Source organism: Bradyrhizobium sp. 139 (assembly GCF_023074175.1).
GTDB lineage: Bacteria > Pseudomonadota > Alphaproteobacteria > Rhizobiales > Xanthobacteraceae > Bradyrhizobium.
In genome coordinates, this window is the sequence record NZ_JADPKS010000127.1 from 1 (window position 1) to 13798 (window position 13798).

Sequence of the window (13798 nt, forward strand, 5' to 3'; positions counted from 1 at the left end):
AACGTACAAGGCCGTGGCCGAGAGCCTTGGCCTGCCATACTCGCCGGTCGAACAGGCTGCGGCCTGATCCCAGAGGCCTCCCAAGGGGGCGTTTCCTCCCTGACTTAGTGGGCCGCTCCTGCAGGGTGGCCCCTTTTTTCTCATAAACTTGCGAGAGCAAGTTCCACAAAAATCGCCATGTCGGTCGCTTTACGCTTTCATGCATCTAGATTCTTGACCTTACGCGCTACGCCTGCGGAGTCCTTGTCCGACATTCTGTTGGCGCGCCCCGCGCCACTTGAGCGTGTCGAGAGCTCGCACCAAGCCGAACCCATCGAGACGACGACCGCGTCGTCAACGGCAGGGAGATCATGGTGATGTGCGAAGGACTGTTCCCGAAAGACACAGTCGACCACTAGCTTACGATCTAGCAAATGCCGGTATACCCTGCGGCCCAGCGATTTCGCGGAGGGTTTCTTGGATCCACATGTACGAGAGCGCGGCATGTGGCTGAAGACTAGGCGCAGTTTCTCCCCGGTAGAATGCGTTAACGACTTAAGTCCCACGATTGGTCGCTTTCTTGATGTCGGTCGGCCAGTAAGGACCGAACTTGAGCGGTCATAGCTCAAGAATCGAGCAGCCCATCACCCAGCGGGCATTGCGGCCGGGGCTACAGCCAGGTGGCGGCCCCGGCGCTTAATATCCGAGGGTGCAGTCATCGTTTCGCGAATAGGCCCCGATGAGCGGCCGTGTCCCACTCCCAATTAAGCCAGACCGCCTAGCATTCGCCCAAAGGCGACAACTATGTTGTCGTCGTGTGACCTCTCTTTTTGGCACCGGCGGCTTCCGCATTCAGCCGGATCATCCGACCGCGGTCTCTACATTCTGAGCTGAAGCCGGCATCCTCAAGAAGCGTCACAGTTGATATATTGAAATAGAAGGAGATCTTTCGAATACGAATTGACGCGCTCCATCATGATTTCCCACACACTTGAGAGAATCCGACAGAGATCCCAATATTACAGTTGGGACGAGCGCCCTCATTCGCGTTGAGGTTCTGCGCGGGATCAGAAAATCTGCAGAATGTATGCGCGTTATTGGGCGTTCTTCGCTGAATTTCATCTCCGCGAGACGGTAATTTCTTCTCAGGCAGCGCTCAACAAACGGTCCACCCTAAGTGCAAATTCAATACGCGCACGCAACGACAGCTTCCAGGTGAGCGGATGGTGCTGAAAGCGAGCGTTTGTCAGCGGCCATGCAGGGCTAAGCGCTGATCGCATCGGAAAGGTGAAGCTGGTCGGTGCCGCCTCTCCATGTCCAGCTGAGACCGCCGTTCTGTCTTGGACGTCCAGGGGTACGTCTGGGACAAACATAGTCGTTGTCGCAACTCGCTCGTCTCATCAGAAGATGGATGGCGAAGCATATGGGGTGCTGAAGTGCATGAGTTGATCCGCGATACTGCGTGCGGGGTAATCGGTAAGCTAACGAGAGGTGAAGTGACGCCACTCGATCTACTGGATGTATTGGAAGAACGGATTACCGAAGTCGATGGCAAGCTCAACGCGTTGCCGATCTTGTGTTTTGATCGCGCGCGAAAACATGCTGATGTCCTGATCAAGAAGCCCGTCAGCGAGCGTGGTCTCCTCGCTGGTTTGCCGGTGCCGATCAAAGATCTCACTGACGTCGCTGGTGTGCGCAATACTCAGGGCTCGCCGATCTTTAGGAACAACGTGCCCACGCGATCGGATATCCTCGTCGAGCGTCTCGAAGAGAACGGTGCGCTCATCTATGCAAGATCGAACACCCCCGAGTTCGGCGCTGGCGCCAACACATTCAACGAGGTGTTCGGGTCAACGCTCAACCCGTGGAATCCGGCGCGCTCGGCGTCCGGCTCCTCAGGTGGGGCTGCAGTGGCGCTTGCCGCCGGGATGGCATGGCTTGCGCATGGCTCGGATATGGGAGGATCGCTCCGGAATCCGGCAAGCTTCTGCAGTGTGGTTGGCCTGCGGCCCAGCATCGGCCGAGTTGCCCATACACCCAAATTCAAGATCGACCGTAATCTTGGTGTGCCGGGACCGATGGCCCGCAACGTCGAGGACGTCGCGCTGATGTTAGACGCGATGAGCGGTGAACACCCCGGAGACCCACTGTCGCTGCCAAAGCTGCCGAACTCTTTCCTTTCGGCCGCGCGCTCCGGCAAGCGACCAAAGCGGGTTGCCTATTCGGCCAACTTCGGCATCACCCCGGTGGATTCGCAAGTTGCCGCGATCACGCGCCAAGCCGCCGCGCGCTTTGTGGAAGCGGGCGCTATCGTTGGGGAAGCCCATCCCGATTTTCGCGAATCGCGGGAATGCTTTCACGTGCTCCGCGCCTTTGATTTCGCGGTCAGCAAAGCTGCGTTATTGCGCAGCCACCGCGATCTGCTGAAGCCAGAGGTCATCTGGAACATTGAGGAAGGGCTGAAACTTACGGTCGAGCAGATCGAGCGCGCCGAGACGCAGCGCCTCACGATGGCGGCGCGTGCAGTGGAGTTCTTTAAAGAGTACGATCTGCTCCTGTCGCCTGCGACCATTGTCGAACCGTTCCCGGTACTAGATCGGTATGTCACCGAATGCGACGGCAAGAAACTTGATCACTATGTAGATTGGGTCGCTATCGCCTCTGCGATCACGCTCGCTTGTTGTCCGGCGCTATCTCTTCCCTGCGGCTTCACCAGCTCCGGCTTACCGGTCGGCCTGCAAATAGTGGCCGCACCACGTGCTGAGGGGCAACTGTTGGCCAGCGCCAAAATACTTGAGGATATTTTGGGCATGCGCGACAGCACGCCTATCGATCCGCGGGAGCCGACTTAAGGATCATATCGCGACAGCGTCCGGTCCGCGGAGCTTCGCTACCGCACACCCGTTCAGCCCGGCGCCGTCATGCACGGGATGGGATTTACACGATCGATGCAGACCGTGCGGCAAGAGGCCGTTTGATACTTCATCTTGTTCGTAAGCTGACTGTGCTCAGAAGCGGTGCCGTCGGGCATATCCCCATACCTGGCTTCTCTAGTCTGACGGGAAGCGGTCAACAGGATCCCGGAAAACATCGCCGATGTTGCCGCTCTCTACGCGACTCTTGTTTTTTGTCCGCGTGTACATTGGTCGGTGCTTGGCCCTCATCTTCGAAAACGAATGCCACCGGGGTCAGCGTGTCAATCTTCGCTCGGAATATCTATTGGAACGGCAAAGCCTGCTTTAACGCGGTCTAGAATCACCATCGTCTTGAAACCCTTGATGTCTGAATTCTGATAGAAGAACCGCCGGGTGAACTGCTCATAGTCATCCATGCTGCGCGCGGAAATATATACGACAAAGTCAGCGTCGCCGGTGACGTAAAATCCATTGACCACCTCAGCAGACGATTTGATAGCCTTCTTGAACTTATCAATTATATCCGCACGCTCCCGCTCCAAAGTCACTAGCACGAGCATTTGAATGGGTCTTCCTACCGCCTTTGGCGAAACGATAGACACATCGCCCTCAATAATGCCTTCCGAACGAAGCCTCTTCAGTCGTCGTTGACACGCGGTTGCAGAAAGCCCCACCATCTCGCCGATCACCTCGGAGGTTAGTCGGTTGTTCTTTTGCACGACCTCGAGAATGCGGGCGTCTATTTGATCGTATTGCATACGGCCCCGTCCCTTCCGATGAATTTCATCGCAAAATGCCTGCAGTGCGCAGGAAATCATCTCAATGCCAATGCGACGTAAAGATGTCTTCAGCAGTATGCTGATTGACGAAGCAATTTCAACAACTGGCCGCGTCTTAGTTCAATGGTCCTTCAAACGATGCGACGCAAACTGCGTATTCGATCCGTTCCGATGCTAGGGATTCTGGGTTCGCATAATTCTCGGAGGCACTTACAACTCCGCCACGCGAAGCGATCGGGATTACGTGCATGCAGCGAGCGATCTCCATCTTTGAACCGAAGCATCGTCTGGTACGAATCGAACCGATCCGGCGGCGCAGCGGCTCGGTCACGAGACTGGATTGCCAGCGGACAAAGAGGCGATCCGGATGCTGCCGCAACTCTCGACCTCGAACATAGTAGGTCAACTTGCGCCTCTTCACCCGGGGTCCGCATCTCTCTCTCTCTCTCTCTCTCTCTCTCTCTCTCTCTCTCTCTCTCTCTCTGACGTGATCACGGACGATGCCGGAGCCGCACGGTCAAGCTACGTTCCGGCTCGCGCCAAATCCGCACGGTGAGGCCAGTCGTGTGTGCGAGTGGGCTTCGAGGTGATCAATGATGCACAGCTTTGGTGCCCCGCTTTCTGTAGGCATCGGCTGCGAAGCGTTGGCATATAGGACCTGACCGCCCTTCTGTCGACACCAAGTTGCTGCCGTCATCGGTTCTGAGAGTGTGATCCTTCAAAAGGGGAGCGTCGACGATTCGCCCGGTCAGGAAGCTTCAGTGCCGGAGACCTAGATGGACGGCTTGCTGCACTATGAGCTGCTGCCGTTCGATGTCACACCGGGATCACGTGTTTCACGGGCGGGAGACGGGCGATGGGACGCTGGAAGTTCAACCGAGAATTCAAGGTTGACGCGGCGAGGCGAGTGACAGCCGCGATTGGTTCCGTTGCTCAGGCCGTACGCGGCCTCGACTTCTTGAGAACGTGCTTCAGAGTTGGTTAAAGGAGTTTGGAGCCGATCCGGCCCATCCACGACGTGGACACACGAAACCCGAACAGCGAGAGATCCAACGGAGCTTGCGCAGGAAAGTCCCGAGTGGAATCTGAGCGGGACATCTTAAGAAAAGTCCCAGCCTACGTCGCGAAAGCTGACATGAGGATCTGCTTCATCGCGAACGCCAGACGATCTGGCGTTTACTCGACGACAAGGTCATGGCCACCTTTGTCGCAAACGCCTTCAAGCCTTCACGTATATGGGCGCCGCGTCTGGCGCGATCTGCTCGCCGACGGGCGAGCGGCGAACTGCGGTTTACACCGCGTCGAGCGGTTGATGCCTCCTGCAAGGCCTGAGCGCAACTGCGACTGCCGCAGCGGCGATCTCAAGCCAGTCGCCAGCGAAACTCCCGGACCGGGAGTTCACCGCCGAGCGTTGAAGCCACGATTGGATCGCCGACTCACGTATCTCTCGGCGGCCTAGGGGCTGGTTCTAGGTTGCGGCGCTGATCGACTGCGCTCGCGCCGAGTGTCCTCTGGTCGATTAGTGCGGCGATGCAATGTTCATGACCGTCTGGCGGCGAACGGCAGTTTGCCGCACGAGCCGCCCCGGCGGAGTGTTTTTCTCCTCACCCGGGATCGAGGAAACAGCTAACAAGTTGCAGAACTAGAGACGAGGCAGGGCGATGTCTTCGACTTCATCGAAGGAGTCTGCGCACGATCGGTAGGCGCTGGACCATTGGCTTCTCGGCCGGGTTGAGTTCGATCTTAAGAACTCAAATGGCAGCAGTTCGATTTCCAAAAGCGTGCCCGAGGGGCCGATATTGATGCAAGGCAACGCAACCCTATGAAATTGAAGCAGGCGCCACTCAAAACAAATTGCGCGTTCTATGCGCTTGGGAAAGAGATCCGCAGCCGCATGTATCCGCAAACTTGGCTCACGATCACGCCGCCCGGGCTTCAAAAACATCCGCCCTAGAATTCACACAGGGCAGGCGCCCCGTCACGGCTGTCTCGCCAGCGCGGGGATGAAACTTTCGCGCGGTCATTTATTGAACGCAGCTAGCGTTCAGGATAATGTCACAGTCTGATTTACGTCGCGCTTGGCCGCCGCTGGGAGGTTTTCCTGCATGGGGCAGGCATTTTGCGACGGATTTACCGGGAGGGGAGCCCGTATGCAATACGATCGAATAGACGCCCGCATTCTCGAAATCGTCCAAAAGAACAACCGTCTCACCTCTGACGTGATCGGTGAGATGGCGGGGCTTTCTGCAACCGCGTGTCAGCGGCGACTGAAGAGGCTACGTTCGGACGGCATCATTGAGGGCGATGTCTCTATCGTTTCACCGAAGGCGGTAGGAAGACCCATTCAAATGCTTGTATTCGTTAACTTAGAGCGTGACAGCCCAGACATAATCGACAGGTTTAAGAAAACCATCAAATCGAGCCCTGAAATCGTCAGTGGCTGTTCCGTTACTGGCGAACCCGACTTCGTCCTCTACATTTCCGCCCGGAGTATGGAAGATTATGACAGGTTCACTCAACGTTTTTTTTACGAGAATTCGGATGTCAAGGGCTTCAAGACGATGGTAATATTGGATCGTGTAAAAGCGGGCTTTGCCGTCCCGATCGAGATTCCTTGCGAGAATTGACGTCTATCAAGTCATTATCATTACTTCTGACACAAAGGTCGGACCTGCAACGATTTCAGTCCGGTGGGCCCTGACAATGTGGTACGTACCCGGTCCACTCCCCGGCCAATGTGTTGGGCCCGCCGATGAGTTCTTACGCATTCAATGTCTTGCCGAGCAAGTCTGCTGTTGCCCCATCGCAAATCGGGCAGCTTCGAAATAGCGATAGCTCCCAGCTCGTGGCTGGGAGCATGGTCTTGCCGGCCAAGTAGGCCCCACCAACCAATGGCTATTGACGATGCGTGGCTCTGGCATCGCTCGTGATGACGTCGGCGACCATCTCGGCCGTCGCTGCCGATAATGTCCAACCGAGATGACCATGGCCGGTGTTGTAGAAAACGTTCGGCCGTTTGCCCCGCCCAACCCTGGGCATCATGTTAGGTGTCATCGGACGCAAGCCAGCCCAAGGCACCACCTGGGCGGTGCAAACATCTGGAAACAACCGCTCCACCCACTGCACCAAAGGTCTAATGCGGTCCGCACGGATGTCCCGGTTCTCGCCGTTCAATTCAGCCGTTCCAGCGACACGGAAGCGATCTTTTCCAAGCCGGCTGGTAACGATCTTGGCGGCCTCGTCCAAGAGGCTAACATGTGGCGCAGCCTTCTGGCTTGCTTCATCAGTGAGATTCACCGTGATGGAATATCCCTTGACCGGATAGATGTTTAGGCGGTCTCCAAGCATCGAAGCAATCCGCCGGCTGCCGATTCCAGCGCAGATCACTGCCCTATGAGTGCGTAGTTCATGGTTCGAGGGCCCCTCCTGCCAGCGTACGAGCACACCTTCCGAATCTGCTCGCATATCGCTTATCTGTGCCCCGAAAACAAAACGCACTCCCTTTCGCTCGCAGGCCGCAGCAAGACCGCGCGTAAACTTGTGAATGTCGCCAGTGGCATCAGAGGGAGTGAAGAATCCGCCAAAGTGTTCGCCTTGCAGCGCGGGTTCTATCGCTCGCATTTCGGAGGGCGTCACGGGGCGCCGGTCAAGTCCGCCCTCGCGCAGCAGCTCGTTCACACGAGATGCTGCATCGAACTGAGCCTTGTTGGAGTAGATGTGCAAAATCCCCCGTCGTTCTAAGTCAAAAGCGATGCCTTCCCGATCGGCGAGCTCAAACAGATGATGGCGAGCGGCTATCGCCAGTTTTGTCGTCTCGATTGTATTGCGACGATAATGGGGGATCTGACCTATGAACTCTGCCAGCCAAGTATATTTGTGAAGACTTGGACTTGGGTTCAAAAGAAGGGGGGCGTCCTTGCGGAGCATCCATCTCAGGCCCTTTATGATGGTTGCTGCATTGTTCCAAACTTCGGCGTTGCTTGCAGATAACTGACCACCATTGGCAAACGAGGTGTCCATCGCAGGATAGCGCTGGCGGTCAAAGACCGTGACCGAATAGCCACGCGTGGCGAGCGCATAGGCGGTTGTAACTCCGGTGATACCGGATCCGATAATTGTGATCATGCTCATCGTGTGCTCCAGGACAGAAATGAAATGAAACGGGGAAATGGCCTTCGCCATAACTCCGTCCCCAAATCTGTCCGTGAACCTGAGAGCTTCGTCCGCTATCCAATGAATAGCGGTCCCCTTCGGTGGATGCCGCTTGGCACCTCTCTCCAGATTGTCCTCGGTGTGCAGTCCTGGGCCTGAGAGTTTCCTTGGGGAGTTGCTCCGTCGGCGACGATGCGCCTGTCGGCTCATCGCACTCTCCCGCACACCATCGTCAGACCTCACAATATTTTCAGGCGTACCGCGCCCTGTCAAGCAGTCGGGCAATGAACTTCGACAAATGTCTATGCGTGCAGACGGACTCATACATCGCGATAAAAACGTGCGCTGTCACAAGAGAGGGACCAAGAACTCACTCTTCGATCCGCAGCCAAAACTCAATTCGATTCTTGAATCGCGCTTGCAACGTCGCCGAGATCGCGCTCCGGCACATCTTGGTCCAACCGTGAGCACCCGCCGAATTCAAATGCGTTTACAGGTTTCGCCTGAAGGCACGCGAAGCGCGGTGAATCGCGGCGTTCGATGGCTGCGCCTCGCAGGAAATCCTCCAAACTCTGCTGCATCCGACGCAAATATGTTCGCTGCATCGGTATCCTGAACCTAAGGTCGCGTTCAACAAAGAACGCTTAGGACGTTCAAATGCAGCGGCGGGTCAGGAATTGCGGTGAGGTGCGAAGTGGTGTGAGCGTATCGAGCGCGGTCGGTTCCGCCGATCAATCACCAAAGACTGCTGCTTGCAAGGCAAGCAGCAATCGACATTTGGTCGCTGTTCTCACGCTGCATCATGAAGTGCGCTATTTCGTTATGCTGGTGGTGACCATCGAGGCTGGATCTATGAGATCATTCCGATCCTAGAAAGTGCGGCGCGCCGATGATTGGGCTGACTCCATCCGCTGGGTTTTGGTCGATGACTTTCCGGTTCAAGGGACACGGGCAATCGGCCCGACTGTTGTCCGGTGATCTTGAACCTAGTCCGGATAAATAGAACGCAGAGAGGCGATAGACGTATGTCCGAGAGGGAAAATTACAAACTCTTTATCGATGGAGCGTGGCGGCTAGGTGGGGACGGTGATGATCTGCCGCTTTTGAATCCCGCCACCGCGCAGCAATTTGGGCGCGTTGCCGTCGCCACCGCCTCGGATCTTGAGGACGCTTTGTCATCTGCACGAGCCAGTTTGCGGCGCTGGTCAAACACGCCTGCTCGTGAGCGAGGGGCGCTCCTCCTTCGGGCTGCCGAGATTCTGAAGGGGAAAGTCGAGGTTGCGGCTGCTGCTCTTTCTAGAGAGCAGGGGAAGCCGTTGGCTGACGCGAACGGCGAGTACGCGCGCGCGATCGAAACCGTGGAGTGGAATGGCATTCACGCAGAGAAAGTCTCGGCTTCATTTCCGATAGATCAGAATCGGATGATCGTGCCGGAAGCAATTGGTGTAGTTGCTGCATTCACGCCTTGGAACTACCCAGCCGTGCTCAGTGCCCGGAAAGTCGCCCCTGCTCTCGCAGCGGGTTGTCCGGTAATCCTGAAAGCTGCTGAGGAAACTCCGAGCGCGGCCGTCCACCTGGTTGAAGCTCTCGAGGAGGCGGGGATTCCCCCTGGCGTTGTGAGTCTTGTTTTCGGAAATCCTCGGATGATATCCGAACACCTGCTCGGTTCGCCGTCCGTCCGAGTTCTGTCTTTCACTGGCTCAACACCGGTAGGCAAGCAACTTGCGAGGATTGCAGCAAATAACTTGCAGCGGTGCATTCTAGAGCTCGGCGGCCACTCTCCTGTAGTTGTCTTCGAAGACACAGACGTGTCGCGGGCGGCTTCTGCAATATCCGAATACAAGTTTAGGTTTGCGGGCCAGAGCTGCAATGCTCCGAGTCGCATTCTGGTCGCGCGATCGATTTATCGGGATTTCCTGGCGAGACTCGTTCAGACGGTTGAAAGGATCAAGATCGGTCTGCCCGACGATCCTGAGACGGGCATGGGCCCGATGGCAAATGCACGACGCCTTGAAGCGATGGAGCGCCTAACGAAGGATGCAGTCGCTCGCGGAGCAAGCGTTGAAACAGGTGGAGAACGCCTCCATCGACCGGGGTTCTATTGGAAGCCAACAATTCTGAGCAACGTTCACCCCGAATCACGGATTCTTCACGAAGAACCATTCGGACCGATCCTGACCGTTGCACCTTTCGATACGATCGAAGAAGCAATTGAGGAGGCCAATGCGACCGAATATGGCCTGGCGTCCTATGTTTTCAGCGATTCCCCCGACCTTCAGCAACAAATGGTTCGGAGCCTTTCGACGGGGGCTGTCAGCGTAAACTTTCTCAAGGGTGTGTCGGCTGATGCGCCACTCGGCGGCATCAAGCAGAGCGGTTATGGTTACGAAGGAGGGGTTGAGGGAGTGAGAGCATTCCAGAACCTCAAGCTCGTCAACTCTGCCAATATCCTATAGTTCTAAAACCTGTCGCTCAACGTCCTGGCTGATCGCTCGTGATCCATTCTCTCTGGTTGAACGCGAGCAGAAGGGCGAGCAAGTGACTGAGCCGAAATAAGCTAATGATTGCAGAGCAGGCGCACCCGCTAAGTCTTTCATTCTTGGGTGCGCCTGGATCAGGCAGCGTTTCAGTCCGGAAAGCTGGGTTGCACCCCGCTCATCGAGTGCAGCGAAAATTACGACTACTAGCAAAGGGCGCGGTTCAGAAATGAAGCCTGGGCCGCAGGATTAGGATGCAAAAATTCACAGCTGTTGGGCCGGTAATCGACTTGCGCAGCGATACAGTGACCAAACCGACGCCCGCTATGTTTAGCCGCATGGCCAGTGCAGAGCTTGGCGATGACGGTCGTGGCGACGACCCCACTGTGAAGGAGCTCGAAAGGGCTTCGGCAACCTTGCTCGGCAAGGAGGCGGCTGTATTTTTGCCCTCGGGTACGATGAGCAATCACGTCGCGATTCTGGCGCATTCCTCTTGCAGGGGCGAGGTCATCGGCGAGGCTTCGTCGCACATTTTTCGTTCGGAAATGGGCGGGCTGTCCTTGCTGGCTGGTTTGTATCCGCGGCCTTTACCCGGCCGTGCAGGAGCAATGCATATCGACGAACTCGAGGCTTGGCTGCGGCCGCCTAGCCTGACATCGCATTCGCTTGGCACGGCGGTCGTATGCATGGAGACGACGAACAGCGTAGGGGGAGCCGTTCTTTCGCTGGACCATATGCGTGATGTCTGCACAAAGAGCTGGCAGGCCGGTGTTCCCGTGCACCTCGACGGCGCGCGCCTCTTCAATGCAGCCATTGCGCTAGGTGTTCCCGCTTCAACTATCGCTGCATTCGCGGATTCGGCGACATTCTGTCTCTCGAAAGGACTGAGCGCTCCAGTTGGGTCGGTATTGGCAGGATCGCGCTTATTTATCGAGCGTGCCCGCGGATTTCGCAAAATGTTTGGCGGCAACTTGCGCCAGGCTGGCTTGCTGGCCGCCTGCGGTCTCGTGGCGCTGGAGGAATGTACCCAGCGTCTGGCTGACGATCATCTTAATGCGCGGAGATTGGCCGATGGCCTGCACCGAGTTGATCCGCACTTGGTCAATCCTGCTGACGTTGCGACCAACATGGTTTTGGTCAATGTTGGAAGGAGCGTCGCGGACGCCGAACAATGGATGAGAGTGCTGTCTGATTATGGTGTGCTGACAGCACCTGTCTCAACAGACAGGTTGCGGCTTGTTGTGCACCGTCATGTCGATGTATCTTCCATTGAGCGCGTCCTGATCGTTTTCGCAGAGATCTATCTGACACGCCCAGCTACTCTCTTTGCTATGTGAAAGGGTCACCGGCGTGCGCGGCATAACGGCGCGAGTTATCAAACTGGATCGAAGACGAGCCGCGCACGTTTGGCGCTACACAACCGAAATATTTCGATGCCGCATCACGTTGACTTGTCGCTATCGAGGGCCAGCCCGGTATAGAAGAATAGGTGAAAAACCTTGCATTCACAGACCAGCTAAACCAGGAACGCACTGCACGATGCAGGGCGGCATGTCGTGCGATAGCGCAAGGTAGCATTCTATGAGCGCTGTAGAACGATTAATCGAGAACCCGTGTCCAAGGCAATCTCGCAGAATGCGGAGTGTTGAGCCTCTTCCTATTTCTCTGCCTGGTGGTGGTCACGGGCATGCTCAACCTCAATTCTCAGCGGCCGATGCACCATGATAGTCGACTATCTCAGATATGTTGCCTTCGCTGGACGTTTGCGAGACTTCTTCGACCGAGACCTTTCTGACTATGTCGAGCCAGAGGCGACCACCGGACAACATCTCCGATTTGCCCCTGAGTGTATCGAAACGCGGCTAGGTTGGCGCGGGCAGACAATTGTTAGGGATTTGCACTGGGATCCACACGCTCGGGATTTGATCTTTGAGGAATTGAAAGAGAAAATTGGAGTCGCTATCGTCGCCGATGGCCTGTCAGGGGACCACTTTCGAGTTAGCAATCGACCACCCACACACCTTTATGTGGAGCTACGAGCGCCGCAACTTGAAATCATCGTTGATATTCATCCCCACCACTGGTCAGACAGATATCTGAACCGTAGATCATATCACAAAACCCCCGTTATCTATCGTAAGTCAGGACCAGCAACCGGCAACGCGGGGGTGAGAGTTCAAGAGGCTTCGCGAGCGCCAAACGTTCACGGAACAATTTGTGGAATATTCTTGGTCAATGATCAGCCTGTTTTTGCCCTGACATGTGGACACATTCTTCGGCTCGGATCAGAAGCTTTAGTGGAGGAACCTCGTAGGGTTTGGAAGCTGCGGCTTGGATCGCATTCCGCTTGCCTCGGAAAAACAAGTCATCATTCAATGAGCGACGACGGCGAAATACAGCAAATCGTCGAGACGCGCCTTGATGCATCGCTGGTCAAGTTGAAGGCACCTGCGGCACTCAATTGGCGTGGGCGAGCTGTGCGAGCTGCAGTAATCAAGCCGATTTCGTCGCTTCTGCAGGAGGAGCCTGTCGCATTTCGTGGTGCAAACCGGACTGCCGATACTTTGGCGCGAATCTCGGCGATCACGATAAGGAAGTCGATTGATTTGTTCGATAGCGAGAGGCTTTCATCACTTACGGATGCCTTGATGATTGGACATAGGCATCCAATGTACATATTGCTGCCGATCAGTCGTCCAGGAGATTCAGGCGCAGCACTCCGGCAGGGCTTTTCCTTTGCAGGGGCCGTCACCAAGGAAAATCAGTGGTACGGGATGATCGTTGGTGGTGACGAAACCTCGGCATATGCCACTCACGCTGAGTCGTTGTGGGGTTGGGCCGCCGAAGCAACGAATAACCACAATCTGGAGTTTGCATTTTGTATATGAGCGGCGTCGGCCTCGGCTGAATGCACGAAGCAATCTTCACCGCTGTCGAAAGTGTCAGATAGGTTCGGCGGCCTTCACAAACATCACGTAGCTGGATCCGCCTTTCATTGTCGACTTGAAAGGCGGATCCCAATGGTATCGAGGGTGTTTTATCGGCGTGCCGGTCCGAAGAGCGCTATAACTTCAAGCTGGACGATCATCGGCTCCGACTGCGGCGCGCTTCAAGCGACGCCCAAAGCGGGAATGCGTTCGATCGTCAGGGTGATGATGTGCCGCATTCGTTCGATAATCTGGCGCACCTGATCTTCTGTCACGATCAAAGGTGGACACAGGGCGAGAGTATCGCCAATGGCGCGCAGGATCAGACCCTGTTCATGGGCAATTTGCATCGCCATTGCGCCCACTCGTCCGGGCTCCGAGAATGGGCGCTTCGACTTCTTATCAGCAACTAGTCGCCCGATTCATTCAGATTGCGGGGTAGAGGTGCTTGAGTTTGATACGGGCATTGAAGGTTGAGAATTGCCAATTGGCCTTGGCGTGGTTGGCGTTGCGGTCGTGCTCCCATGCGGCGATTTCCTCAACGAGGGTCTGTTTATCGGCAATCCGAC

The 13798-nt window shown here is 56.1% G+C and carries 8 protein-coding genes and 2 riboswitches; of the genes, 5 read left to right on the plus strand and 3 right to left on the minus strand.

Annotation, left to right across the window (positions count from 1 at the left end):
* Window positions 1-1415: 1415 nt before the first annotated feature.
* The gene (locus IVA80_RS29010) at window positions 1416-2831 is read left to right on the plus strand and encodes an amidase family protein (RefSeq protein ID WP_247438013.1); all 1416 of its coding nucleotides are present in this window, start codon (window positions 1416-1418) and stop codon (window positions 2829-2831) included.
* A gap of 344 nt (window positions 2832-3175) precedes the next feature.
* Here IVA80_RS29010 and IVA80_RS29015 read toward each other — a convergent pair whose 3' ends face one another.
* Window positions 3176-3652, minus strand: coding sequence for an Lrp/AsnC family transcriptional regulator (locus tag IVA80_RS29015; RefSeq protein ID WP_247438015.1), 477 nt, complete (start codon window positions 3650-3652; stop codon window positions 3176-3178).
* A 2171-nt stretch (window positions 3653-5823) separates the two neighbouring features.
* Here IVA80_RS29015 and IVA80_RS29020 point away from each other — a divergent pair.
* Window positions 5824-6300, plus strand: a complete 477-nt coding sequence (locus IVA80_RS29020) for an Lrp/AsnC family transcriptional regulator (RefSeq protein WP_247438025.1) — start codon at window positions 5824-5826, stop codon at window positions 6298-6300.
* Window positions 6301-6568: 268 nt separating this feature from the next.
* Here the strand turns inward: IVA80_RS29020 and IVA80_RS29025 are convergent, their stop codons facing one another.
* On the minus strand, window positions 6569-7804 hold the full coding sequence (locus IVA80_RS29025) for a D-amino acid dehydrogenase (protein WP_247438026.1): 1236 nt from the start codon (window positions 7802-7804) through the stop codon (window positions 6569-6571).
* A 64-nt stretch (window positions 7805-7868) separates the two neighbouring features.
* A riboswitch (glycine riboswitch) is annotated at window positions 7869-7957 on the minus strand.
* A 2-nt stretch (window positions 7958-7959) separates the two neighbouring features.
* Window positions 7960-8057: riboswitch (glycine riboswitch) on the minus strand.
* 793 nt (window positions 8058-8850) lie between these two features.
* On the opposite strand from IVA80_RS29025, the gene IVA80_RS29030 reads away from it, so the two are divergent.
* From IVA80_RS29030 to IVA80_RS29040, 3 genes are all read left to right on the plus strand, one after another.
* Window positions 8851-10281, plus strand: a complete 1431-nt coding sequence (locus IVA80_RS29030; protein ID WP_247438017.1) for an NAD-dependent succinate-semialdehyde dehydrogenase — start codon at window positions 8851-8853, stop codon at window positions 10279-10281.
* Window positions 10282-10556: 275 nt separating this feature from the next.
* Window positions 10557-11639: a GntG family PLP-dependent aldolase gene (locus IVA80_RS29035; RefSeq protein ID WP_247438018.1), complete on the plus strand. Its 1083-nt coding sequence runs from the start codon at window positions 10557-10559 to the stop codon at window positions 11637-11639.
* Window positions 11640-12023: 384 nt separating this feature from the next.
* Window positions 12024-13190: a hypothetical protein gene (locus IVA80_RS29040; protein ID WP_247438020.1), complete on the plus strand. Its 1167-nt coding sequence runs from the start codon at window positions 12024-12026 to the stop codon at window positions 13188-13190.
* A gap of 221 nt (window positions 13191-13411) precedes the next feature.
* On the opposite strand, the gene IVA80_RS29045 is transcribed toward IVA80_RS29040, so the two are convergent.
* The gene (locus IVA80_RS29045) at window positions 13412-13585 is read right to left on the minus strand and encodes a hypothetical protein (RefSeq protein WP_247438023.1); all 174 of its coding nucleotides are present in this window, start codon (window positions 13583-13585) and stop codon (window positions 13412-13414) included.
* Window positions 13586-13798: the final 213 nt, after the last annotated feature.

What these genes read in the sequence shown, in the direction of transcription:
- IVA80_RS29015 (WP_247438015.1), bottom strand. Translation starts at nt 3,652, where the DNA reads ATGCAATACGATCAAATAGACGCCCGCATTCTCGAGGTCGTGCAAAAG.
- IVA80_RS29020 (WP_247438025.1), top strand. Translation starts at nt 5,824, where the DNA reads ATGCAATACGATCGAATAGACGCCCGCATTCTCGAAATCGTCCAAAAG.
- IVA80_RS29025 (WP_247438026.1), bottom strand. Translation starts at nt 7,804, where the DNA reads ATGAGCATGATCACAATTATCGGATCCGGTATCACCGGAGTTACAACC.
- IVA80_RS29030 (WP_247438017.1), top strand. Translation starts at nt 8,851, where the DNA reads ATGTCCGAGAGGGAAAATTACAAACTCTTTATCGATGGAGCGTGGCGG.
- IVA80_RS29035 (WP_247438018.1), top strand. Translation starts at nt 10,557, where the DNA reads ATGCAAAAATTCACAGCTGTTGGGCCGGTAATCGACTTGCGCAGCGAT.
- IVA80_RS29040 (WP_247438020.1), top strand. Translation starts at nt 12,024, where the DNA reads ATGATAGTCGACTATCTCAGATATGTTGCCTTCGCTGGACGTTTGCGA.
- IVA80_RS29045 (WP_247438023.1), bottom strand. Translation starts at nt 13,585, where the DNA reads ATGGCGATGCAAATTGCCCATGAACAGGGTCTGATCCTGCGCGCCATT.